The sequence below is a fragment of the Photobacterium aquae genome (assembly GCF_001029445.1).
Classification (GTDB): domain Bacteria; phylum Pseudomonadota; class Gammaproteobacteria; order Enterobacterales; family Vibrionaceae; genus Photobacterium; species Photobacterium aquae.
Map to the genome: position 1 here is coordinate 21283 of NZ_LDOT01000002.1, position 23290 is coordinate 44572.

Consider the following 23290-nt stretch of genomic DNA (forward strand, 5'->3'; position numbering starts at 1 on the left):
CCCACAGCGCTCACCGAATAGAAAATAGCCTTTTGAACATTCCGCTGGAGCCATTATCCCGAACTTGGAAAATAAATTTACGCAAACGTTTGCTTTTCTGGCTGCAAGCCGAATTAGCTTCTGATATTATCGCAGGCATCGAAAGGCTGCGGAGCAACACTTCCGCATGAATAAGCCCGACTGACACCGGTTTACCTTCGTCCACTTACCGAAATAGGAATTCGCCATGAGCCTTGCTGATCAAGTTCTCGCCGTTAATGATGACCTGCCAATCCGTACCGACAAACCCGTTCATAGCGGCAAAGTGCGCTCTGTGTACTGGCTGACAGAAAAAGACAGTCGTCGTCTGATCAAAGAAAAAGGCTACAACGTCCAACCGGATGCCCCTCTCGCTATCATGGTCATCAGCGATCGTATATCAGCATTCGACTGTATCTGGCATGCCGAGGGCGGCTTAAATGGCGTTCCGGGCAAAGGAGCCGCGCTCAACGCAATCTCCAACCACTGGTTCAAACTGTTCCGAGACAATAACCTAGCTGATAGCCATATTCTGGATATCCCCCACCCGTTTGTATGGATTGTTCAAAAAGCCAAGCCGGTGATGGTTGAAGCCATCTGCCGTCAATACATCACCGGCTCCATGTGGCGTGCATACAGCCAAGGTGAACGCCATTTCTGCGGCATCGAACTACCGGATGGCTTGAAAAAAGATCAAAAACTCCCATCGCTTTTGATGACCCCCTCTACAAAAGGGATCCTCAAAAATATCCCGGGCGTCCCGGAAGTTGACGATGTCAACGTATCCCGACAAGATCTAGAAAACAACTTCAGCGCCTTCAATTTCAGCCACCCAGACGATATCAGCCATTACGAGAAACTCCTGCAAGATGGCTTCGAGGTGATCAGCAATGCGCTGTCCCAAATTGACCAGATTTTTGTTGATACAAAATTCGAATTTGGCTACGTGACCGATGCAGCCGGGCAGGAAAAACTCATTTATATGGATGAAGTCGGCACGCCAGATTCATCGCGTATTTGGGATGGCGCGGCCTATCGTGATGGTGAGATTGTTGAGAACTCCAAAGAAGATTTCCGCCAGTTCCTACTCAACTACTTCCCTGACCCTGATATCCTATTAAACAAAGACCGTATGGATGAGCGATTTGCCCTCGCTCGTGACAATGACTTACCAGTCAGCGCACTTATGGATATTTCTAAAACATATACTGCAATAGCCGAAAAGATCACTGGGCAAAAAATCGAACTTAGTGATAATCCCAAAGCTGAAATCATTGCCATATTACGTGATGAATACTCGCTGATCGACTAACTATTGCCCCCCATTGGCTTAGGTTATTGCTTTCAACCAAGCGGCGCCTAAGCCAATCAGAGCTATGCCCAAATAAACCTATCCGCGACGGAGGCTTTCTATTTTGGCAGGCAGCATTTTAAACCCTTCAAAATGCGTAGAAATAGAAAACAATAATTCCATCGCCTGAGTCTTCTGCTCTAAATCATAGAGTCCCTCGCGCTGCTTGAGCCTAAACTGCTTCGTTGTAGTCTCAAGGTGCTCACGCAAAACAGCCCCTTCTTTAGTTGCCATTTCTTTGTAGTTTTCACATGCTGGCGTTTCCCAACCATCTTGCTTGAGTAACGTCATTTGAACATAACACTTAACAGCCGTTATACGCAGTTCCGATGATCGTTGTTCCAAACTCACTAAATTATCTAATACAGCATCAGCACGAGCGGGCATGGATAACATCATCAATACCAGGGGAATAATATACAGCTTCATTCAATAGCTCCAAAATATAGAAGACTCTCTACAGCCAATATTATTCAACCCCTTTAATATGTCATAATTCAAAATCAATCTTTTCAATTAACTCATTGACTTAGTAACACTTTTTCGATGGCCTTCACAGCTAAGCCCTTACATTTCATGCCATTACATATTATTCAGAAGCATCTCATTCATGAAGCAAAGCACTTCAAACTCACCTCAGATCAATAAAGACAACCCTATGATGTAATTTCACAAATAGTCTTTTGACAACCGATTAATACGCGCTGATTGACAGACAGGTCATAGCATAAAACATAAAAAAACCCCGCAATGGCTCAGCCATTACGGGGTTTTTTATTGGGATGATTATACTAGATCGAATCGGTCTGCATTCATCACTTTGGTCCAAGCGGCAACAAAGTCTTTCACGAATTTTTCTTTGTTGTCATCTTGTGCATACACTTCGGCGTAAGCACGCAAGATAGAGTTAGAACCGAACACCAAGTCAACACGGGTTGCCGTCCATTTTACGTCACCGGTTTGACGAGAAACGATGTCGTAAGAATTACGGCCAGTTGGCTTCCAGTTGTAATTCATGTCTGTCAGGTTAACGAAGAAGTCATTCGTCAATGCACCGACACGGTCAGTGAACACACCATGAGTGCTATTGCCATAGTTGGCACCGATAACGCGCATACCACCTAGCAGTACTGTCATTTCAGGCGCAGTTAGACCCATCAATTGCGCGCGGTCTAGCAGCATTTCTTCTGGTGCTGATGCGTAGTGCTGTTTCTGCCAGTTACGGAAACCATCTGCTAGTGGTTCAAGTACCGCAAATGACTCAACATCGGTTTGCTCTGCCGTTGCATCACCACGACCAGGTGCAAACGGTACCTCGATATCAAAACCAGCTTCTTTCGCCGCCAATTCAACGCCTAGGTTACCGGCCAGTACAATCACATCGGCAACGCTTACGTTGCTTTCAGCGGCAATACCTTCAAGAACAGACAATACATTGGCCAGTTTTTCTGGTTCGTTACCTGCCCACTCGTTTTGTGGCGCTAGGCGAATACGCGCACCGTTGGCACCACCACGTTTGTCAGAACCACGGAATGTACGTGCACTATCCCAAGCAGTCGATACCAAATCGCTAATGCTCAAATCAGTTGATGCAATTTTCGCTTTCACAGCAGCCACATCGTAATCGGTACGACCAGCAGGAACAGGATCTTGCCAGATTAGCTCTTCAGCCGGTACATCTGGACCTAGGTAACGAGCCTTAGGCCCCATATCACGGTGTGTCAGTTTGAACCAAGCACGAGCGAACACATCAGAGAAATGCTCAGGATCATTGTAAAAACGCTCTGAAATCACACGGTAGTCTGGGTCCATTTTCAGGGCCATATCCGCATCAGTCATCATTGGGTTACAACGCAGGCTGGCATCTTCTACGTCAGCTGGCTTGTCTTGCTCTTCGATAGACACAGGTTCCCACTGCCATGCACCCGCTGGACTCTTGGTCAGCTGCCAGTCGTGGTTCAGTAGCATCTCAAAGAAACCGTTATCCCATTGTGTTGGGTTGGTTGTCCATGCGCCTTCAATACCACTGGTTACCGTATCACGACCAATACCGCGAGAGGTGTGGTTGTTCCAGCCAAGGCCCTGCTCAGTCACGTCTGCACCTTCTGGATCTTTACCTAGGTGCGCCGCATTACCGTTACCGTGTGCCTTACCCACTGTATGGCCACCGGCAGTCAATGCCACGGTCTCTTCGTCATCCATACCCATACGGGCAAATGTTACGCGCATGTCTTCGGCTGTTTTTAGCGGATCTGGGTTGCCGTCAACACCTTCTGGGTTCACATAGATAAGGCCCATCATTACCGCGGCCAATGGATCTTCAAGATCACGGCCATTTGAATAACGGCTGTTTTCTGCATCACTAGTGGCTAGCCATTGTTTTTCAGAACCCCAGTACACGTCTTTTTCTGGCGCCCAGATATCTTCACGACCAAAGCCGAAACCGAACGTTTTCAGGCCCATTGACTCGTAAGCCATAGTACCGGCAAGCACGATCAAGTCAGCCCAGCTGATTTTGTTACCGTATTTTTGCTTGATAGGCCAAAGCAGACGACGAGCCTTATCAAGGTTCGCGTTATCTGGCCATGAGTTAAGCGGCGCAAAACGTTGGTTACCAGTATTAGCACCACCACGGCCATCGTAAGTACGGTAAGAACCGGCTGAGTGCCATGCCATACGCACCATCAAACCGCCGTAATGACCCCAGTCTGCAGGCCACCACTCTTGGCTGTTTGTCATTAGCGCTTTCACATCATTTTTAAGCGCTTCTACATCCAGTTTCTGTACTTCTTCGCGATAGTTAAAATCAGCACCTAGTGGATTGGTTTTTGTATCATGCTGATGAAGAATGTCGAGATTCAGAGCATTGGGCCACCATGCAACATTGGATGCTTCAGATGATGTCATTGCGCCGTGCATTACAGGACATTTGCCGCCTGTGTGGTTGTCATGTTGATTCATGTTCACTCCATTCCCTATGTGGGTTTTATTCAGCGAAATACAAACAAAGTAAAAATTCGCTTATTATTTTGATTAGATTTATCGAAGATTCTTGCATTCTTGGTAGCGTCTATGCGGGGCACTATCCACCACACGCTATAGCTACCTGAACTTATGGAATGAACAATACGCCTACTTTTACCCATCAGAAACGTGCTAGTACCTATTAATTTGATAGTTATAATTGATTAGTCACACAAATTAATCGCTGTATAGTAGTCTAGCCATACCTTGTAGGGACATGATGACGATTTTTTACTCACAAACAACAAATGGGATTGCTTCCATCATGAAGAGTTGCCTCTGTCCTCTTTCCACAACATAACTCTCGTAACTGGAGAATAAAATTCAGAACCATCTGAACATTCGCTTTGATTTCACCAGTCAATCCGGCGGTATAATCATCGAGATCAATGATGACTCTTAGTTGATTCATTAGATTTTCCCTGATCTATTTTAACGATTTGAGTCTCTAGCATGTTTCGTATTTTCACATGAAAGTAGTACAAACATAAGAATTTAAATGATAAAATTTTAACAAATAAAAAGCTTAAACAAATAAATACTCTAGAGATTTTCATGGCCCCACAAGAGTTTGTAGAAAAATACCAAAATAAACAAATCGAGAGTAACATTACATACAACCACTCATCAATTGTTTATTCTATTTTCAATCGTGAGCGTTTAAAGCCTATCCCTTTTATATTTTCAGCATCTACAATAGTATATCTACTTATTACGATCGCTATATTTATTGATAGCGGATTTAAACTTAATTTTGATACCACATTCATGGCATTACTTTTTGCATCTAATTACTTACCAGCAATATTCGCCGCCTATCTCCAATACAGATATACCCTACCTATCATCATCAACTTTCAAAATAACACCATCCGGCAAGGAAAAAAGCCAAAGCTATTTCGTAACATTGTCTATATAGAAGTAGAGCGAGACAACATTAAAAGTAAATTAAGTAAGAGTTATGTAAAAAGACATCCTGACGAGGATTTACCCAAGATAACTGTTAATATTCATATGGGTATGTTTCGTCATTATTGCGTAGGAAGCTTTAAGTCAACGGAACTTGCCTATGAATATGCGACTGATTTAGCCTTGCTATTAGAACACAAATCTAGCGTCACAATTAGCAACCCATATATTCCATACACACAACTATGAATATTAATTTCATATTCAGCATATAGACTGATACCCTTTTGTTATGGAGGAGGATGGCTTTTGGACACATCATCCTCCTCTCAATGGTCGGGTTCTCTTCTTGATGCAGTTACCACTCACCAATGTGTTTAACTTAAGAGCTTCCAACGCTTTTTAATGCCGCTGCTTCGTTGTATCACATTTACGCAATATGCATATTAATCACATCACTCATATTGCAAAAAACAAGCAGTACATACGAATAAGTATTAAATAAGTTGTTTTTGGTTCAATTCCACAAAGAGTTTTTGAACAACCACGGAACACTTTTCAATATCATCAAAACCAAGCCATGCTAACTCTTCAATTTCAGAATCAGGTGCCAGATCTCCGATATAATCCGCTTGATAACAACGTACCTGTACTACCGTTCCTTCAGGTTTGCCATCAGCAGGAGCAACAAATTCACCATAGAATGCCAATGACTCTGGATTAAGCTCAACGGTCAGTTCTTCCTTGATTTCTCTCACCAATGCCTGCGCATCTGTCTCGCCCGGATCACGCTTGCCGCCAGGAATATAATAGGTCGATTTGCCTTTTGAGCGAGCACATAACACCTTGCCATTTTCAATCTGAAGCCATGCCAATTTATCAATAACTGTTTTCATTACTATTCCAATACATAGTTTGCTAATCGAGCATAACGTATAGTCAACGCCCTAATATGGCAAGGTTACATTAACCAATATATTATGACCGTGTCGCTGTCACTTCTACTTTCTGTCCATCTGACAGGCCCGTCGCACCACGTATCACAATCTCCTTACCGATAGCCACATCGGCCTTGACTACGACATGGCCGTCTACGCCGTATAATATTTCAACCGGGATAGCCTTAACCCTGGCTTGCTCTGATTCATCACGGTTTACGACAAACATCACCTTTCCTTGAGCATTAGTCACTATCGCGTCATGGGGAACCATTACCCCCTCCACGGTATAGCGTTCAGGGATTGCCACTCTTACAGGCTGGCCAATAACCAACGTCTGCCCTTGCGGCAGCAACCTAAGTTCGAGCAAACGCGATTTAACATCTGCACTGGCCCCGACTGTCGATAACGTCGCTTCAAATTCCAATGCACCGGCGGTGATCACAAAACTTGAATTTCTCTCCAATTTCGCCGCAATGCTAATGGGGGCTTGCAACCGGATCTCCTGCTGACGGGTATTAACCAAATGCAGCATAGCCTCACCACGACTTACATATTCCCCTTCGCGCAGGTAGACTGTATTGACCGTTCCATCAAACGGTGCTCTCAATGTCGTTCTTGCTAATTGATCTTTTAACAAGCTGACCTGCAATCTGGCATTTTCCAATTCATACCGACGTACCGCCAATTCATGGCTGGCCTTGTCGCGGTCAGTCTCCGATACATTCATGTTGCGTCCGAGTTGTTCCAGACGATTTAGCTCCACAGCATAGTGCTCAACGTATGCCTTGGCTTTTTTTAGCTTCAACTGTTCAATTTTCAGCTGCAGTACCAACGCCTCGGCATCGACTTTCGCCAATACATCCCCTTTTTTAACCACTTGACCAAAATCAGCGACGGTTATTAGACGCCCCGTCGCTTCCATACTCAATTTGGCTTGCTGCGGACTATGCACTGTGCCGCTGTACCAACTTACCGGTGCCGTTGTTACCTGCTCGACAATACCCAGCGTCACCGGTTTTGCCGCCATAGCAGGAAAAGCGAGCCATATAATGGCCGCGCCCCATATCCTCAGCCATGATGAAGATATCCCTTTCTTTGCCCATAGACTTGTAAAAGTCATTGTCTTTTCAGTCATTTCGTCATCCTTTATCGCTCTACCGGCAGTGTAGTTTCCGCCAGTGCATCTGATTTCGGAATGTGCGGCTCATCTTTTTCTACGGTACAGGATCATCGCTGGCCCATCCGCAATAGTGCTGGCAGCAAAATAAGCGAGAACAATGTGCTTACTAGCATGCCTCCAACAATAACGGCGGCAAGGCCACGGTATATTTCACTGCCCGTTGCCGGACTCAACAATAGCGGCAACATACCGAAGACACTGGTAAATGTTGTCATGAATATCGGTCGTATCCGTTGCGCTAACGCACTGCTCACAGCATCATCACGCGCCATCCCCTCACGCTCGTTACTCCGGGTTTGATGAACCAACAATATGGCGTTGTTCACCACTAACCCCAACAGGATCACAAAACCGATCATGGTCAGCAAATCCACTGGCTGCCCGACAAATCGGTGCATAATTTGAATCGCGATAATTCCACCTACCGTCGCCAGAGGCAGCGTCAATATAACGAGCAACGCATCTCGAAGCCTACCGAATACCCCCCATAACAACAGCAGCAAAATCATCAAGGCAAAACCAAAGATCGACAGCATATTGCTAATTGCCTGCTTTAAGCTATCCGCATTACCAAATAGCTGTACCGTACCACCAGCCGGCATGATTCCCTCAAGATCTTCCAATACGTGAGATTGCAAATGCTCCATCGCTTCTTCAAGCGTCATGTCATCGCTGGGCTGAACAGAAATCACAAACGAACGTTTGCCATCTGTCCTCTCTATTTCCTTGGGGCCAAGTACCGTTTCAACCGTCAGCAATTCCCCCAACGGGACAATCGCCCCCGATGGGGTTGCCAATGGCACCGAACGAAGTTCGTCAGCAGAACGAGCCCCTGTCGTCATCAGCATCATGTCTAACTGCTGATTGCCATCAAAGAAATTCCCCAGATACCGCCCTGACCCCAACGCACTGATCACTGACGGCAACTCGCCTCTGCTCCAGCCAACTTCGGCCAAGCGTCGGTCATTGGGGATCAAACGTAACTCAGGGGCGGTAAATTCCAATGAACCATTCGGCCATACTTGCGCATCCGGCAGAGCCTCTTCCACCATCGCCTTGGCCTTCTTCGCACTCTCGAACAGACTGGGCAAATCATTGGCTTTGAGCATGATCGAAATTTCTTTCCCTGTACCCAAACTGCCAAACAAAGAGCCCTGCCGAGCGAACGCTGTCACATCCGGTAAACCGACCGCAATTTCATCTCGGACAATGGCCTCTAGTTCCTTGATTTTACTTTGATCCTTAGCCCTAACTCCCATCGTGGCACCACCCGGCCACATAATAAAATAATAGTTACGCAACGCAGGCTCGCGCTCGCCATCCATATAGGGCTGCAAACGATCAACCATGGTCTCCATCACTTCATCGCGAACCGTATCAATACCTATCCCCGGCGCAATACGAAACCACACATCGACAGCATCACGCTTTACGTCAGGCAGGTAATCCATATTTGGAAATCCCATGCGTGTCACACCGAGCGGCAAGGCCAACAACACAATGATCACTATCAGTCGCCGTAGCGACGTAGCCGACAATGCCATGCTCATTCGGGTAATGCGCGGCCATAATCCGGCATGCTTATCTTGCAGCTTTTCATCTTTTAGCCAGCGAGATGCCGCCACCGGCAATACGGTAATGGCGACAATTAACGACATGGTTACCGCAACCGCAATCGTGATCGCCAAGTCAGCAAACAGCTGGCCTTCTACATCATTGAGCATCAAAATCGGTAAAAAAATAGCCACCGTCGTCATGGTCGATGCCAGCAAGGCGCTCCATACCTGAGCCGTTCCTTTCTCGGCCAACAGGGCTGATGTTGCAGGCCTATCGCTGCTACCCTTCTGCTCTTTGAGCCGGATAATATTCTCCAGAACCACAATAGCAGCATCCAACACCATGCCCACCGCGAACGCGAGACCCGCCAGTGAAATCACATTCAATGTGCGGCCCGTCAGTTTCAGTACGCAGATAGTGAGCAAGATACTGATCGGAATCGACATGGCGATAATTAACGTGGCCCGTGCTTTTCGGATGAAACACCAGAGCACAGCCACCGCCAGCAACACGCCAAATAAGAGGTTACCGGTCACCATATTGAGCGCACGCATGATGAAGACCGAAGCATCATAGGACATTTCCAAATGCACCCCATTTCGGGCTAATACACTGCTATTCAGTTGCTCAATGGTTTCTTTAACCGAAAGGAGGGATTCCAGTGCATTCGCACCGCTTTCTTTCATCACACTGATATTGATGGCGGGATTTCCATTTTGCACCCGCAATGTACGAGGTACTGCACGTTGTACGCCCACTTCGGCCAAATCGCGCAAGTAAACAGGTAAGCCATCACGCCACGCAACCACCATGTCACCAAACTCATTCAGCTCATAACGTCCCGCATAACGCAGCTTGTATTCTTTACGACCGATATCTAATCGCCCCGCTGACGCATCACGCCCCGCAGAAATACGCCCCACCAGTTCAGGAATGGTGATCCCCAACTCCGCCAACCGGTAAGGGTCAAAGCGAATTTCAACTTGACGATCGCTTTCCCCACGCACATTAATTCGGGAGACCCCATCCACGGCAGTTAACGCCGGTTCAATTTGCGCTTCCACCAGATCCTGATAGGCCTGAATCGGCGTATCATTGCCCGGTAGCTGTTGCAAAAACAAGGAAGTCAGTTGATCGTTATTGGAACCACGGTGAATAAAAGGCCCATCAATATCGGAAGGTAAGTTCGTCGCCTGATTCACCCGGCTAATCACCTCCAACATGGCTTTTTCCATATCAGTCCCGATTTCGAACTCGAGATCAATCTCTGCCCGTCCATTACCCGCTTCGGTGTATATGGCCTTCGTGCCAGAGATCCCTTGTAAAACCTGCTCCAACGGTTCAGCCACTTCCGATTCCATCTCTTCGGCTGCCGCCGCACGCCAATGCACAGTGAGTGACAAACTCGGTCGGGTAATGTCTGGAAACAATTGAATCGGAAGGGTTTTGATACTGAGCAGCCCAAACAAAGCCGTCAGTGCAACAGCCACCGCAATCACAGCGGGACGAGAAATGGCATAGCGTGTAAGAAACATAACATCCTTTGTCTTTGTGCTTCGTGTACTGCGCGTGTCTACAGCCTACCGCTGCCGACGGGTGCTAATGAAAGCACCTCCTTCGCTTTCATCAGGCGAACAATTGTCGTCTTCCTCAGCGCGATAAGTTGGCACACCCGCCTCCACAAAGAGCCGACAACAATTTAGCAACACACCTTAGCAAAATCGACTGGTTTTTACAGAGCCTTGTTATATTTTAGTTACAAATCCATCTCTCACGCAGTCTATCTCGCCGTAGCATCTGTATTTTGGGTCAGAAACGTAAACTTCCCGGAAAACATAAAGATTGATTGACCAGTTCAATGTATATGAAAAGACTGACTCCGAGCGTCACCACCCTCATCTTTTCACTCACCCGCGAAAGATGTCCAACATCGCATATTTGAAAAATACTCTATCTAAACAGGCACTAAGTCTCACTAAATCGGAATAGTTTAGTACGTTAAAAGATAGGATATTTTATGTTCAAGGATGACATCAATGAGCACGAAAAAAACGCACTCCATACAAACGCTCCTCTACTGGGGGACGGGCATTATCATGTCTTTTCTTCTCATTTTCTTTTATGCCGACAACCAAGTAGATAAAAAAGAAAATGCGCTTCACCTTTTGCAACTCGACATCGCCCTCTCCTCTCAGCAAATGCTCATGATGCGCAGGCATGAAAAAGATTTTCTTGCTCGCCACGATAATAAATACATAGAAAAAATGATGGATGAAGCAAACGCCATCAAAGCACGTTTGAACACAATCAATGACAATATGACCGTGTATGGACTCGCCACCGATTTTGATTACAAAGAGACGGTTTCTGCCATTGATGCTTACCTTGCACAATTCAACCGCTTAACCAAGACCGTTTATCTTATCCATGGCGACAGCCAAAACAAAGGCGCGATTGATGACCTAAAACAATCGACACTGGGCTTTGAACGCGTCGCTTTTGTCGCCAATGATGCGCAGTTAACGAACCAGTTAATCGACCTACAATCGTTACTGATCTCGTTTTTCAAAGATTTTGATACCGCGCTTATCCCACAGATAAATACCGCCTTAGATGCACTTCAACAACAAGTGAATACCCATTCAGAGAACACACTGCTCGCCACACAGTTCACACGTTTTTCTGATCATTACTCTGCCCTCAAAAATGACTTTGAAAAACTGGGCTATAGCCATAATGAAGGACAATTGGGGCTGTTACGTTCCACCATCCATCGTGTTGAAACGAGCTTAAAAACACTCTACGACGATATGCCTACATTAATAGAAAGCAAGCTATCTGCGTATATGTTTTATCACAACCTGTTAGCGGGTTTGCTTGGCGCATCTATTCTTGCCGTCCTCTTTTTTGTGATTCGCTCCGTCTCAAGTTTGGAAGCGGCGCTGCTTGCTTCCAAAGAAAAAGCCACCCGCGCTAACCGTGCGAAAAGTTCGTTTTTGGCCAATATGTCACATGAAATCCGTACCCCACTAAATGGCATTATCGGGATGACGGAAATACTGGCTGACTCTAAATTATCAGCCATTCAGAAAGACTATCTCACCACCATCAATTCATCATCGCAGACATTGCTGATGTTGATTAATGATGTCCTCGATTTGTCTAAGATTGAATCCGGTCACTTGGAAGTGAACGCCCATACCTGTGATATTCGTGAAATCATATACGACACCGCCGCGCTTATAGCCCCGAAAGCACAGCAAAAGAACGTTGATTTACGCATTAACATGGATGCAAACATTCCTGATTATGTACGTGCTGATGAACAAAAAATCCGCCAAGTCATGATGAATCTTGCCTCCAATGCCATCAAATTCACGCAAACGGGCTCTGTCACTTTTACCCTTCATCTTGTTCAACAAGACGATCAGAGTTGTGATTTCTACTTTGCGGTGAAAGACACCGGGATCGGTATTGATAGCAGCAAGCATGACCAAGTGTTTGAAGAGTTTAAACAGGAAAGTAATAGCACCTCGACAACGTATGGCGGTACCGGACTTGGGTTGGCGATTTCATCCAAAATGATAAAAATGATGGGGGGTGAGATTCAAATTACGTCCGAGAAAGGGCAAGGCTGTGAGTTCTACTTTACGATTCGCCTAGCTCAAGACCCAGAACAAAGAGTGCGTAAAGGTGAGCCGAAATCTGTCATTTATTGCACTCCCAAACCAGATAGCTTGTTGCTTCAAAATCTAGCGGCAATGCACTACCCCGTTTCACATATCGCCTCACCGGAGGAAATCGCTAGAACCTTGGATAATCCTAGCGCGAGCAACCCACACGCTGTGCTGATTCTGGATGTACCCTGTTTTGATAGCCAGGTTGAGACGGTCCATCAACAATATCCTCACCTGCCACTTCTACTGTCACGCCCTAACAATGCTGATAAAGTGGATTATGGTGACATCATTGCTGGTTACATCACGCTACCACTACTGGGCAGCCGATTAGATGCGTTGATTAAATCCGCCAAAGCCCACAATGCGGACACAAAAGAAGGTGATGAGGCATCAGCAGCAGACGCAACTGAAGATTCAGCCACAAACGGTATGGTATTGGTGGTCGAAGACAACACCGTGAATCAGAAAGTGGTTTCCATTAACCTGAAGAAACTCGGCTTCCAATATGAAATTGCCAATAACGGTGCTGAAGCCCTTGAACTCTTCAAGCAACATCATGATAAAACACGTTTAATACTCATGGACTGTATGATGCCGATTATGGATGGCTTTGAAGCCACCACAGAAATTCGGAAATTTGAACACCAAGAGAAACTCAATGAGACGCACATTATTGCCCTTACTGCGTCCATTCTCGATGACGATATTCAGCGTTGTTTTGATTCAGGGATGAATGATTACCTACCCAAGCCGTTTCGCCGGGAAGTGTTAATCGAAAAGCTGGAAAAACATGCGGTATGTGAAAGCTAGCATACCGTTTATAGCGAGTACGCCTCTCTAGCAAACATAAAAAACGCGGGTCAAAGCCCGCGTTTTTCTGTTCAGCAACGGTAAGTGAATTTACACATCGTAAGTGGTCGATGAAATGTCGCCACCTTTACCTGTCCAGTTTGTATGGAAGAACTCGCCACGAGGCTTGTCAGTACGCTCGTAAGTGTGCGCACCAAAGTAGTCACGCTGTGCTTGCAGCATGTTTGCAGGCAGACGAGCTGTGGTGTAACCGTTCAGGAATGTCAGTGCAGAAGACATACATGGCATTGGTAGACCTGTCTCGAACGACTTCGCTACCACTTTACGCCATGCAGGCAAGCAGCTTTGCAGAATATCTTTGAAGTAGTTATCCAAACCTAGGAACGCTAGCTCTGGGTTGGCTTCAAACGCATCACGGATGTTGCCTAGGAACGCACTACGGATGATACAACCACCACGCCACATTAGCGCTACGTTACCGTAGTTCAGTGACCAATCGTTCTCTTCAGACGCTTCACGGATCAACATGAAGCCTTGTGCGTAAGAGATGATTTTAGACGCTAGCAGTGCCTGACGCAGTGCATCAACCCACTGTGCCTTGTCGCCCTCAATCGCTAGGATTGGGTTGTTGAAGGCTTTTTCTGCTTCAACGCGCTGATCTTTCAGAGAAGACAGGCAACGAGCAAATACAGAGTCAGTGATCAGGGTCAGCGGAATACCATGATCCAGCGCATTGATACCGGTCCACTTACCTGTACCTTTCTGGCCTGCGGTATCAAGGATTTTCTCAACCAGAGCTTCACCGTCTTCATCTTTATAACCCAAGATGTCAGCAGTAATCTCCACTAGGTAGCTATCCAACTCTGTTTTGTTCCACTCGGTGAAAATCGCCTGCATCTCATCGGCAGACAAACCCAAGCCTTCTTTCATGAAGTGGTATGCTTCGCTGATCAGCTGCATGTCACCGTATTCGATACCGTTGTGTACCATCTTAACGAAGTGACCTGCACCTTCTTTACCTACCCAGTCGCAGCACGCTTCACCTTGCTCGGTTTTCGCGGCAATGCCTTGGAAGATAGGCTTCACAAATGGCCATGCTTCTGGATCGCCACCTGGCATGATTGAAGGCCCGAAACGCGCCCCTTCTTCACCGCCAGACACGCCAGCACCGATAAAACGGATGCCTTTTTCACGCAGTGACGCGTAACGACGGTTGGTGTCTGGGTAGTTTGTGTTACCACCATCAATGATGATGTCGCCTTCTTCTAGTAGCGGAACCAAGCTGTCAATAAACTGATCAACAACATCACCGGCGCGTACCATCAGCATCACTTTGCGTGGCGTCGCCAATTTGCTGACCAAATCTTCAAGAGAAGTTGCACCGACAATGTTAGTGCCTTTAGCCGGGCCTTCTAGGAACTCGTCCACTTTGGCAACAGTACGGTTAAAAGCGACTACTTTGAATCCGTTATCGTTCATGTTAAGGATCAGGTTCTGACCCATTACTGCCAATCCGATAACACCAATATCAGCTTTCATTTTCTTCTCCTTATACCAGCTCTTTGGCTGCTTCTAAATCTAGATACCACTCGGTTGTGCCAGCAACTGCGCTAACATTAGCAGCAGGATATGCCTGTGCCGCAGGGGCACTATCAGCAATCTCTTTCAAGACCGAAGCCTTGCTTGCACCCAATACCAAGTAAGTAATACGTTTTGCGTGTGCCAATAGATGGGCGGTTTTAGACACCCGGATCTGACGCGTTTCAGGATGGGCGGCGATCACGGCCAACTCAGTTGTCTGGTAATCAGTTTGCCCCGGGAACAAGGAAGCCGTATGGCCATCAGTCCCCATGCCCAGCAAAATCCAGTCGAATACCGGCGTGCCATCCTGTTCAGGAATCTCTGTTCGCATATCTTCAGTGAAGCGAATCACTTCCATTGCTGCGAATTCTTCACCACGGATACGGTGAATGTTCTCGGCCGGGATATTGATATGGTCAAACAACAGTGCCTTAGCCTGGCCGTAGTTGCTCTGCTCATCGTCCGGTGCAACGCAACGCTCATCACCCCACCAGAAATGCAGGTTTTGCCACTGAATGCGCGTGGCATAATCTGAACCGGCCAAGAAAGAAAAGAGTTGCGAAGGCGTGCTCCCGCCAGATAGCGAGATATGAACCGGACGCCCTAGCTCACTATACTCAAGCATACTGTTCGCCAACGCCTCAACCACCAGCTGGGCATTATCGAAAACGTGATAGTTCATTTTGCTCATAGCTCGCAGTAATCCGTATTGGTCAAATTTTTACATGGGAATCGCCAATGACGACCATCCCGTGATAGCAATTCGTCAGCTTCCTTCGGTCCCCATGTCCCCGCTGCGTAACCGTACAGGTGCTCAGGCTCTTCTTTGTAATCGAGAATTGGCTGAACAAACTCCCAACATGCTTTCACGGCATCGGTACGAGCAAACAAGGTTGCGTCACCCTTCATCGAATCCAGCAATAGGCGCTCGTAGGCTGTCAGCATATGGGTTTCTTCCAAACTTTCGTAATGGAAATCCATAGTGACTTCTTTGGCTTCAAAACCGGCACCCGGCTTTTTCAGACCGAAGCTCATCAAAATTCCTTCATCTGGCTGAATACGGATAATGAGCTTGTTTTCTGGCGCGTGGGCACCAAATACAGGGTGAGGAGTCTTCTTGAAATGGATAACCACTTCGGTCACCCGTGTTGGCAAACGCTTACCGGTGCGGACATAGAACGGCACGCCGTTCCAACGCCAGTTGTCGATAAACATCTTCAAACCCACATAGGTTTCAGTGCGAGAGTCTTCTGCCACACCGGGCTCATCACGGTAACCTTTGAGCGGCTCGCCGCGTACGTCCGATTCGGTGTACTGACCCAAAACCAGGTTATTCTTGAGATCACTTTCAGACAGTGGTTGCAGGCTGTTTAGCACCTTCACCACTTCGTTTCGCATGGAATCAGCATTGATTGCGGCTGGTGGCTCCATACCTACCATTGCCAAAACCTGAAGCAAATGGTTTTGGAACATATCTCGAACTGCACCGGCGCCGTCATAATAACCACCACGTTCTTCAACACCCAAGAACTCTGCTGCCGTAATTTCAACATAATCAATAAAATTACGGTTCCAAAGAGGCTCGAACATGCCATTGGCGAAACGGAAAACCAGTAGGTTCTGAACCGTTTCTTTGCCTAGGTAGTGGTCGATACGGTAGATTTGGTGTTCCTGAAAAGAAGCATGGAGATCTTTATCCAGCTGCTCGGCCGTTGCCAGATCATAGCCAAATGGCTTTTCGACAATCAGGCGTTTCCAGCCGTTATCTTCTGTATTGAGGCCATGGGCTGCAAGGCAGCTAGGGATAACACTGTATAGACTTGGCGGTGTCGCCAAATAGAAAGTTGTATTACCGTTAGTCTGGTAAGCCTGTTCGATCTCAACCAAACGATCTTTCAACTTGCTGTAATCTTCTACGTCAGCGGTATCAAGCGCCTGATAATGTAGACGTTCACAGAAAGCATCCAGCACTTGCGGATCAACTTTTTCATTGGCAGTCAAAGAGGCTTTCAACTTTTGCTGGAATTCAGCATCACTGTAATGCGTACGGCTTACACCAAGAATGGCAAACTCTTCTGACAGTAATCCGTTAGCAAAAAGATGATAAAAGGCGGGAATCAATTTGCGATGGGTCAAATCACCCGACGCCCCGAAGATGACGATACAATTATTTTCAGGCTTAACCATAATGCTTTCCCACTCGCCTGAATCCATCAGGACAAGTATTCATATTATTAGTGTTGCGAATGTTATCACTTAGGAAAAAAAGTGACAGACGGTTTTATCTATAATCTCGATAGGCAAAACCGATAGCATCACAGCCAACACTCTGTACCGCAATGCTGCTGCTCACATTTTAGTCGCTCGTAACAAAGTCGCCGCTTTCGCGTCTCATTATGCGGCACTAATGATAATACTCATAATAGAAATATCTGGTTGTACCAGAGCAGTAAGTCCCTACTATTCATGGGGAATATATAAAAGTGGGAACTAAACAACGCAGATATCCAACGTTGCTAGATTTGAGACAGCGTCACCAATTGCTGGGTATAGCTATGTTGCGGTGAGGCAAACAGGCTCTGCGTATCGCCCTGCTCGACAATCTCTCCTTGGCGCAAGACCACGGTATAATGGCAAAGCGATTTCACGACGGCCAAATCATGGCTGATAAACAGATACGTCAGTTGATACTTGCGCTGGAGATCCTTGAGCAATGTCAGCACTTGATATTGAACGGTTCTGTCCAGCGATGACGTTGGTTCATCCAACAAAACAAAACGCGGCCTGAGTACTAACGCCCGCGCAATCGCAATACGCTGGCGCTGCCCGCCTGAAAATTCATTGGGATAACGATGACGGGTAGCCGGATCCAACTCTACGTCAGACATCACTTCGCAAATCAGGGCATCTTCCTGCTCAGGTGTCAGCGCTTGATGTACCTTCAAGCCTTCGCCAATAATTTGTGCTACCGACATTCTTGGGTTTAATGCTGAGAACGGGTCTTGGAAAACAACTTGCAGTTTGCTTCTGTATGGCAGCATCTGGCCCCGGTTAAATGTGGAAATATCCTCGCCGTCAAAACAGATTTTCCCCTCGCTATCGAGCAACCGCAATATCGCCATTCCGATAGTGGATTTGCCCGAACCACTCTCGCCGACCAACCCCACGCTCTGACCGGTACGCAGCATAAAACTCACATCGGTCACCGCCTTGATATGACTCTTAACCCGCTTGAGTATGCCGCCCTTAATCGGAAACCACACCCGCAAACGATCGATATCAAACATCGGGGACGCCCCAGCGGGAACCGCAACCGGCTCCCCGGACGGGTCAGCATTGATTAGCGTCTGGGTATAGCGCTCTTGGGGATCAGTAAAAATAGCGTCTTTCTCACCCACCTCGACCAACCGCCCCTGCTGCATCACCGCAACCCGATCCGCCACCCTGCGGACAATGCTCAAATCATGGGTGATAAACAGCATCGCCATCCCCAGCTCTTGTTGAAGTTGGCTGAGCAAATCCAAGATCTGCGCCTGTACAGAAACATCTAACGCTGTGGTCGGCTCATCGGCTATCAACAATTCGGGTTCGTTGATCAGTGCCATTGCAATCATCACCCGCTGACGCTCCCCGCCTGACAGTTCATGCGGGTAAGACTCCAGCCGGGCCGCAGGATTACGGATCCCCACCTTCCCCAACCACTCCAATGCTTTTTGCTGGGCAGCCTGCTGCCGTGTCCCGCGATGAATGGCTAGCGTCTCGCAAAGTTGGCGGCCTATCTTATGCAATGGGTTCAGTGACATCATCGGCTCTTGAAAAATCATGCCGATACGATCCCCTCGGATCCGCCGCATCTCTCGCTCGCTGCAACGCAGCATATCGATGCCATCGTAATCCACCGTCCCTTCTAAATAGCGGGTCGACGATACGGGCAGCAGCCGCAATACGGCATTGGCCGTCACTGATTTGCCCGACCCGCTCTCCCCAACCAATGCCAACGTCTCCCCCTTGGCCACATAGAGAGATACCTTTTCCGTAACCTGACTGACCGTCTTCCCGTCATGAAAGCCGATCGAAAGGTTCTTGATTGTCAGCAAAGGGGTCGCCATCCTGTCACTCCTCGCATTCTCTTTTTTGATTTACCGCTGCCGATGCGGGTCAAAGGCATCGCGTACGGCCTCACCAACAAACACCAACAGGCTTAGCATGATTGACAGCACTACAAAGGCAGACAAACCAAGCCAAGGAGCCTGCAGGTTACTCTTTCCCTGTGCCAGCAATTCCCCCAACGATGGTGAACCCGCAGGCAAACCAAACCCCAAAAAATCCAGCGAAGTCAGCGTTGTCACTGAACCGCTCAAAATAAAGGGCATCATGGTCAGTGATGCCACCATCGCATTTGGCAGCATATGGCGCAGCATAATACGCCCGTCACCAACCCCCAGAGCCTGAGCAGCACGGACATAATCTAAATTTCGACAGCGCAGGAATTCCGCCCGCACCACCCCAACCAGCCCCATCCAGCTAAACAACACCATGATCCCAAGCAACCACCAAAAATTCGGTTCGACAAAACTCGACAGGATGATCAGCAAAAATAGCGTCGGCATTCCAGACCAGACCTCAATAAAGCGCTGGCCAAACAAATCGACCCAACCGCCATAATAGCCCTGGCACGCGCCAACAATGACACCGACAACAGAGGAAATGACGGTCAACGCAAAACCAAACAACACCGAAATCCGAAAACCATAAATGATCCTTGCCAACACATCCCGTCCCTTGTCATCCGTACCGAGCCAATTCACGCTATCAGGGGGAGAAGGCGCAGGGCCATTAAGGTTGAAGTTAATCGTGTTATAGCTAAAGGGGATCAGCGGCCAAACCATAAAACCGTCTTGGTTGATAAGATCCGCGACATAAGGGTCGGTGTAGTCGGCTTCTGCATCAAACTCACCACCAAAGGTGGTTTCGGCATATTGAACCCATATAGGGAAATACCATTGGCCGCTGTATTTCACCAACAGCGGCTTGTCATTGGCGATAAGCTCGGCAAACAGGCTGATCACAAACAAAGCAGAAAAAAGCCACATCGACCAATAGCCACGTTTATGAGCTCGAAACCTCGCCCAGCGCTCCTTCGTAATTGGTGTCATCCTTAGCGCGCCTCAAAGTCAATCCTCGGATCAACCAAGGTATAGGTAATATCCGAGATGATATTCAACAACAGCCCCAACAGAGTCATGATATACAACGAGCTAAACACCACCGGATAGTCACGCTGTATCGTCGATTCAAACCCAAGCAGCCCAATTCCCTCTAACGAGAACATCACCTCAATTAACATCGCACCGGTAAAAAAAATACTGATAAAGGCAGCGGGAAAACCTGCGATGATAATCAGCATCGCATTGCGAAACACATGCCGATACAAAATACTGCGCTCATCCAGCCCCTTGGCTCTCGCCGTGACCACGTACTGCTTGTTAATCTCATCCAAGAACGAATTTTTGGTCAACATGGTCAACGTGGCGAAGCCGCCAATGACCATCGCGAGGATCGGCAATGCCAAATGCCAGAAGTAATCGACAACCTGCTCAATACGACTCAACTCATCAAAATTAGACGAAACCAGCCCGCGAAGAGGAAACCAACTAAAGTAGTTACCGCTGGCAAAGAAGATGATCAAAATAATGGCAAACAAAAAACCGGGGATAGCATACCCAACTATCACCAAAGCACTGCTCCAAACGTCAAACCGAGAGCCGTGTCGAATTGCTTTTGCTATGCCGAGTGGGATTGAGACCAAATAAATGATCAACGTGCTCCAAAGACCAAGGGATATCGACACCGGCAGGCGATCAACAATCAAATCAATGACGTTCCCACCTTTGAACAAACTCTCGCCAAAATTAAAGGTGGCGTAGTTTTTGAGCATTTCCCAGTAACGTTCCAGCAACGGTTTATCAAACCCAAACTGTGCCTTAATTGCATCGACAACCTCCGGGTCTAATCCCCTCGAGCCTCGATAGCCACTCTGCTGCTCGGCCACATCCTGACCGCTCACTTCACTGCCACCGCCAACAAAACGTTCCATGATCCCAGAGCCGTGACCTTCAAGCTGGGCGACAGCCTGCTCAACTGGCCCTCCGGGGGCAATCTGAATCACGAAGAAGTTAATAGTGATAATGGCCCATAGGGTCGGAATAACCAGCAACAGGCGCCGGATAATATATGCCCCCATAGCTAACGCCTCTTCACTGGCAGTTTGCTGACCTTATCCTTATCAACCCACCATGTATCCTTCCCCAATGAATACTTGGGCCTGATCTCCGGTCGGGCAAACTTATCCCACATTGCCACCCTGAACATGCTGATATGCCACTGGGGGATCACATAGAAATTCCATTGCAATACGCGATCGAGCGAACGCCCCAAACTCAGGAGCTTGTCCGGATGTTTCTGGTTGTCTGCGATTTGATCGGTCAAGTAATCAATCGCAGGATCACTCACCCCTGCCGTGTTGTAGGTACTGTCTATAAAATGGCTGTTCCATGCGATAAGCAAATTCGGGCTCGGATAGGGATTGGCGGAATACCCTGAAGAAACCATCTCAAAATCTCGGTCACGAAGCCGTTTAATATATTGGGTGGTATCCACCGTCCTCAAGCGCATATCGATACCCATTAGCTTGAGGTTCTTTTGCATCGGAATAGCAATACGCTCCGTGGTAGGGCTGTACATCAGTAGCTCGAAACGGAAAGGCTCACCGGTTTCGATATTGGTCATGACTTTATTTTTGACCTGCCACCCAGCCTCTTTCATTAACGCCAAAGCCGTCCGCAACTGTGAGCGGATCCTGCCACTACCATCACTGACCGGAGGCTGGTACTCTTCAGTAAATACTCTGGGTGGGATCTGGTCTTTTATCGGTTGAAGCACAGCGATCTCATCAGATGAAGGAAGCCCTTTGGCCTCGTAGTCTGTATTTTGAAAATAGCTGCGGGTACGGGTGTACTGATTGTAGAAAAGGGACTTGTTCATCCAGGCGAAGTCCATGGCGTATGCCAATGCCTCACGAACCTTGGGATCTGCAAACATCGGTGACTGAGTATTGAATACGAATGCCTGCATGCTCTGGGGAATTTGGTGGGGGATCTCCTCCTTAATAATGTAGCCTTTATCAAAATTAGCGCCCTGATAGAGAGTGGCCCAGAACTTGGCGACATTTTCCTCCCTGATATCGTATTCGCCCGCCTTAAAGGCTTCTAGCGTCACCGTCTCATCACGATAGTAGTCATAGCGGATAGTATCGAAGTTGTGACGGCCGATATTAACAGGCAACTCTTTGGCCCAGTAATCCTCAACCCGCGAATATGTCACACTCTGCCCGGACTTGTAGCGGGTAATTTTATAGGCGCTACTCCCCACTGGCGGACTATTGAGGGGCTCAGACAAATCAAGGTCTCGCCAAATGTGTTCAGGCAGTACACTCATCCCCTGCACTAACGCCAACAACACTTCGCGATTAGGCTCTGCCATTTCAATCTTTGCCGTCAAAGCAGCGGTTGCAGTGACTGACTTGACCGCCTTGAAATACACCTTGTATTGGGCAACCCCTTCTTTCATAAACTTGTCGTAGGTAAAGGCAACATCTTTTGCGGTAATCGGCATCCCGTCGTGAAAACGGGCCTTAGGGTTGATATCAACCTCCATCCAGCTATATGTTTCGTCATAGCGGACCTTTTCCGCAATCAATGGGTAAAAACTATCAATTTCATCTTCCGAGGAAACAAATAAGGTATCGTAAATAGCATCGCTGCCTACCGCCGACACCCCTCGTGACGCATAGCGATTGAAGCTATCAAAAGTACCAACCTGAGCATAAGTAACCTGCCCCCCTTTGGGCGCATCAGGGTTAACATAATCAAAATGCTTAAAATCCGATGGATATTTGGCAGTACCAAAACCAACCAGTGACGTAGACTCAATCACTGAAGGGAGGGCTGCATTATCGCTGGTCGGTTGGCTTGTGGATAAAGACTTGGCGTCTTGCTCTACAGCATAAGCGGATGAGGTCGAGAAGATTACGCCAGAAAATGACAAAAAAATCACTGCGGCTGTGGAAAGCGCCAGCCTGCCATGTGGTGCGACGCTAACTGCGGTAGTCCATAACGCCATAATTTTACTCCCAACCCAACTGTGTTCCTCATCTTTTTACGATAGGTCAGGAATAGGA

General features: G+C 47.5%; 15 protein-coding genes. 3 read left to right on the forward strand and 12 right to left on the reverse strand.

Annotated features, from left to right (window positions below; genetic code table 11):
* Positions 1–226: 226 nt before the first annotated feature.
* Positions 227–1330, forward strand: a complete 1104-nt coding sequence (locus ABT56_RS00890) for a phosphoribosylaminoimidazolesuccinocarboxamide synthase (protein WP_047876977.1) — start codon at positions 227–229, stop codon at positions 1328–1330.
* 78 nt (positions 1331–1408) lie between these two features.
* On the opposite strand, the gene ABT56_RS00895 is transcribed toward ABT56_RS00890, so the two are convergent.
* A complete protein-coding gene (locus ABT56_RS00895) occupies positions 1409–1798 on the reverse strand; it encodes a hypothetical protein (protein WP_047876978.1) in 390 nt (129 codons plus the stop codon).
* A 357-nt stretch (positions 1799–2155) separates the two neighbouring features.
* On the reverse strand, positions 2156–4330 hold the full coding sequence (gene katG / locus ABT56_RS00900; protein ID WP_047876979.1) for a catalase/peroxidase HPI: 2175 nt from the start codon (positions 4328–4330) through the stop codon (positions 2156–2158).
* A 618-nt stretch (positions 4331–4948) separates the two neighbouring features.
* Between katG and ABT56_RS00905 the strand changes: the two genes are divergently transcribed.
* Positions 4949–5551, forward strand: coding sequence for a hypothetical protein (locus ABT56_RS00905; protein WP_047876980.1), 603 nt, complete (start codon positions 4949–4951; stop codon positions 5549–5551).
* Positions 5552–5799: 248 nt separating this feature from the next.
* Here ABT56_RS00905 and ABT56_RS00910 read toward each other — a convergent pair whose 3' ends face one another.
* From ABT56_RS00910 to ABT56_RS00920, 3 genes are all read right to left on the reverse strand, one after another.
* On the reverse strand, positions 5800–6198 hold the full coding sequence (locus ABT56_RS00910; protein ID WP_047876981.1) for an NUDIX hydrolase: 399 nt from the start codon (positions 6196–6198) through the stop codon (positions 5800–5802).
* 82 nt (positions 6199–6280) lie between these two features.
* Positions 6281–7378, reverse strand: coding sequence for an efflux RND transporter periplasmic adaptor subunit (locus ABT56_RS00915; protein WP_053062345.1), 1098 nt, complete (start codon positions 7376–7378; stop codon positions 6281–6283).
* A gap of 92 nt (positions 7379–7470) precedes the next feature.
* On the reverse strand, positions 7471–10515 hold the full coding sequence (locus ABT56_RS00920; protein ID WP_047876982.1) for an efflux RND transporter permease subunit: 3045 nt from the start codon (positions 10513–10515) through the stop codon (positions 7471–7473).
* A gap of 501 nt (positions 10516–11016) precedes the next feature.
* On the opposite strand from ABT56_RS00920, the gene ABT56_RS00925 reads away from it, so the two are divergent.
* Positions 11017–13470, forward strand: a complete 2454-nt coding sequence (locus ABT56_RS00925) for a hybrid sensor histidine kinase/response regulator (protein ID WP_047876983.1) — start codon at positions 11017–11019, stop codon at positions 13468–13470.
* A gap of 90 nt (positions 13471–13560) precedes the next feature.
* On the opposite strand, the gene gnd is transcribed toward ABT56_RS00925, so the two are convergent.
* The 7 genes from gnd to ABT56_RS00960 form a co-directional block, all read right to left on the reverse strand.
* Positions 13561–15009 (reverse strand): decarboxylating NADP(+)-dependent phosphogluconate dehydrogenase, encoded by a 1449-nt coding sequence (gene gnd, locus ABT56_RS00930; RefSeq protein WP_047876984.1) that lies wholly within the window; start codon positions 15007–15009, stop codon positions 13561–13563.
* Positions 15010–15019: 10 nt separating this feature from the next.
* Complete coding sequence (gene pgl, locus ABT56_RS00935; protein ID WP_047876985.1) at positions 15020–15742, reverse strand: 6-phosphogluconolactonase; 723 nt, start codon at positions 15740–15742, stop codon at positions 15020–15022.
* Complete coding sequence (gene zwf, locus ABT56_RS00940) at positions 15739–17238, reverse strand: glucose-6-phosphate dehydrogenase (RefSeq protein ID WP_047877475.1); 1500 nt, start codon at positions 17236–17238, stop codon at positions 15739–15741. Before zwf ends, pgl begins: the two co-directional genes overlap by 4 nt.
* 329 nt (positions 17239–17567) lie before the next feature.
* A complete protein-coding gene (locus ABT56_RS00945; protein ID WP_047876986.1) occupies positions 17568–19160 on the reverse strand; it encodes an ABC transporter ATP-binding protein in 1593 nt (530 codons plus the stop codon).
* 30 nt (positions 19161–19190) lie between these two features.
* On the reverse strand, positions 19191–20207 hold the full coding sequence (locus ABT56_RS00950; RefSeq protein ID WP_047876987.1) for an ABC transporter permease: 1017 nt from the start codon (positions 20205–20207) through the stop codon (positions 19191–19193).
* A 2-nt stretch (positions 20208–20209) separates the two neighbouring features.
* Entirely contained in the window at positions 20210–21295 is a 1086-nt protein-coding gene (locus tag ABT56_RS00955) for a microcin C ABC transporter permease YejB (protein ID WP_047876988.1), read from the reverse strand.
* A 2-nt stretch (positions 21296–21297) separates the two neighbouring features.
* Positions 21298–23232: an extracellular solute-binding protein gene (locus ABT56_RS00960; RefSeq protein WP_084722123.1), complete on the reverse strand. Its 1935-nt coding sequence runs from the start codon at positions 23230–23232 to the stop codon at positions 21298–21300.
* Positions 23233–23290: the final 58 nt, after the last annotated feature.

Coding starts and splice junctions, on each gene's coding strand:
- ABT56_RS00890 (WP_047876977.1), top strand. CDS start 227: ATGAGCCTTGCTGATCAAGTTCTCGCCGTTAATGATGACCTGCCAATC.
- ABT56_RS00895 (WP_047876978.1), bottom strand. CDS start 1,798: ATGAAGCTGTATATTATTCCCCTGGTATTGATGATGTTATCCATGCCC.
- katG (WP_047876979.1), bottom strand. CDS start 4,330: ATGAATCAACATGACAACCACACAGGCGGCAAATGTCCTGTAATGCAC.
- ABT56_RS00905 (WP_047876980.1), top strand. CDS start 4,949: ATGGCCCCACAAGAGTTTGTAGAAAAATACCAAAATAAACAAATCGAG.
- ABT56_RS00910 (WP_047876981.1), bottom strand. CDS start 6,198: ATGAAAACAGTTATTGATAAATTGGCATGGCTTCAGATTGAAAATGGC.
- ABT56_RS00915 (WP_053062345.1), bottom strand. CDS start 7,378: ATGACTGAAAAGACAATGACTTTTACAAGTCTATGGGCAAAGAAAGGG.
- ABT56_RS00920 (WP_047876982.1), bottom strand. CDS start 10,515: ATGTTTCTTACACGCTATGCCATTTCTCGTCCCGCTGTGATTGCGGTG.
- ABT56_RS00925 (WP_047876983.1), top strand. CDS start 11,017: ATGAGCACGAAAAAAACGCACTCCATACAAACGCTCCTCTACTGGGGG.
- gnd (WP_047876984.1), bottom strand. CDS start 15,009: ATGAAAGCTGATATTGGTGTTATCGGATTGGCAGTAATGGGTCAGAAC.
- pgl (WP_047876985.1), bottom strand. CDS start 15,742: ATGAGCAAAATGAACTATCACGTTTTCGATAATGCCCAGCTGGTGGTT.
- zwf (WP_047877475.1), bottom strand. CDS start 17,238: ATGGTTAAGCCTGAAAATAATTGTATCGTCATCTTCGGGGCGTCGGGT.
- ABT56_RS00945 (WP_047876986.1), bottom strand. CDS start 19,160: ATGGCGACCCCTTTGCTGACAATCAAGAACCTTTCGATCGGCTTTCAT.
- ABT56_RS00950 (WP_047876987.1), bottom strand. CDS start 20,207: ATGACACCAATTACGAAGGAGCGCTGGGCGAGGTTTCGAGCTCATAAA.
- ABT56_RS00955 (WP_047876988.1), bottom strand. CDS start 21,295: ATGGGGGCATATATTATCCGGCGCCTGTTGCTGGTTATTCCGACCCTA.
- ABT56_RS00960 (WP_084722123.1), bottom strand. CDS start 23,232: ATGGCGTTATGGACTACCGCAGTTAGCGTCGCACCACATGGCAGGCTG.